The 1,885-nt window shown below is 38.0% G+C and carries 2 protein-coding genes and 1 pseudogene; 1 reads left to right on the plus strand and 2 read right to left on the minus strand.

From position 1 onward, the window contains the following. Nucleotides 1–57, plus strand: a 57-nt coding sequence (locus tag Q1553_RS08470) for a DUF2972 domain-containing protein (RefSeq protein WP_366525085.1), incomplete at its 5' end; no start/stop codon positions are given. Between the two features lie 90 nt (nt 58–147). Here Q1553_RS08470 and Q1553_RS00305 read toward each other — a convergent pair. Further along, a complete protein-coding gene (locus tag Q1553_RS00305; protein WP_300706787.1) occupies nt 148–1,464 on the minus strand; it encodes a putative sulfate exporter family transporter in 1,317 nt (438 codons plus the stop codon). Nucleotides 1,465–1,496: 32 nt separating this feature from the next. Then, nucleotides 1,497–1,885: pseudogene (locus Q1553_RS00310) on the minus strand (uroporphyrinogen-III C-methyltransferase); the annotation flags it as partial.

Here is a 1,885-nt window from a genome sequence, read left to right on the forward strand (position 1 = left end):
GAATCTTGGAAATATTATCAAGAGTTTGAGAGAATGTGTGAGGAGATGGATAAATAAGCTTAAAATTTGTATTAAAGATTCTTATGAATTGATATGTGGTTGCGTCCTTGAGTAGGGTTTGTCTGCTAGCAAGGACGCAATACCCGCTTACCGCATAAAGTTTGTCCAAAATTCCTCAAAAATATAAGACGAGAGCAGATAGCCAAGTGGTAAATTGACAGCTACACCGAGCGTGAATGCTACAAAGGGCTTATAACCCACAGCCATAATTTTCTTAAACTGCGTATTTAAACCAATACAAAGAAAAGTCCAAGTGAAAACCCAATTACGCAAAGTCTTAATCAAACCCAATGTTTCTTTGGAAAATTGCTGGCTGCTTGCAGAGTCTAAGTTAAGGGTAAAGAGACTTACAAGCACAGAGGCAATGAGGAATCCTAAAATGAACTTTGGAAATCTCTCCCAAATTATTCCTATACCAACTCGTGTATTTTCTTGTTTGTGCCATACCGCGACAGATAAAAATGCCACAAGCACCGCCCAAATTCCCACAAACATATCTCTACCAATCACCTTAATGAGTGTAAAAGCTGCAATGGCTCGTTCATCTCCAATGGATTGCGCTGCGGCTAATCCTGCGGAATCGGCAAACTCTGAAGTGCCAATCCAAGCTCCAGCTACTCCAGCATCTAAGCCTAATGCCTTGCAAAATAGAGGCAGCAAAATTACCATTACCACAGCCCATAAAACAACAATGCTAATGGCAAGGCTGATATGTTCTTGTTTTGCCTTTGCAGCATTTCCAATCACGATTGCCGCACTTACACCACAAATAGAACCTCCTGCCCCTAAGGTTGCACCAAAGCTTGAGTCTAGCTTAAAAAGTTTTGTTGCTGCGAAATAAATCGTCCAAAAAGTAACAATCGTAATGATACAAGCTTGTAAAATAGCGATTCCACCCGCATTGATTAAAAGCGTTAAAGGTAAGGTTGCACCCATAAGAACAATTCCAATTTTGACATAAAATTCCGTAAGCAAGGAATCCTTAAACCATTGTGGGAGATTTGCAAAATTTCCCAAAACTAATCCAAGCAGAAGCGCAACTAAGGGGGATTCTAACTGAAATTCTTTGGCTTGTGAATGGCTACTGATTAAAAACACAAGAATGCTAAGAATAAATAAAATGCTAAAGCTCACAATAAAGGGCTTAAATTTTTTGTTTAAGAATCTTGAAACAATGCTAAACCAAATTCCAAAAAAACAAAATAAAATAACAAAATTCAAGAAAGAGAGATTCTTGAAAGCGTCCATAATATCCGTCCCCCTCCAAGAGCCAAATTTCACATTTAAAGCTTGAATTATAGAGAATCCATCAAAAAACCAAAATGCACTAATGCCTAAAACTAAAAATAAGCCAATAATATTAGCCCAACTATCTTCTTTTGCTAACCATTTTATTTCTTTCATTTTTAACCTTAATTTCTAAATTGTTGATAATTTTATAGAATAATTCTTTGCCCCGCAAAGGGCATACAGAGGCATTCTCCTACCGCTTTGCCTAGTATCAAGATTGCAGGTTTATCGCAGAGTTTAGCCATTTGCTCTAGTTGCCCTAATGTGCCGATGATGGATTTTTGCTCTTTGGAATCCACTTTGGAAATAAATGCCGCAGGAAGTGAAAGCGGGATTCCAAGCTCCTTAGCGTTTTGAACGATTTTATCTGCAAAGCTATAAGCCATCATTACGATGAGAGTATAAGGTGAATTTTTAAGATAATGTAACCATTCTGTGTGAAAAACACTCTCTCTTAAATGTGCAGAAACAATCAGCACACCCGCACTCACTCCGCGCAAAGTTGGTGTGATTCCACTTGTTAAAGCCCCATTTA

It is taken from the genome of Helicobacter sp. UBA3407 (genome assembly GCF_949747025.1).
Classification (GTDB): domain Bacteria; phylum Campylobacterota; class Campylobacteria; order Campylobacterales; family Helicobacteraceae; genus Helicobacter_D; species Helicobacter_D ganmani.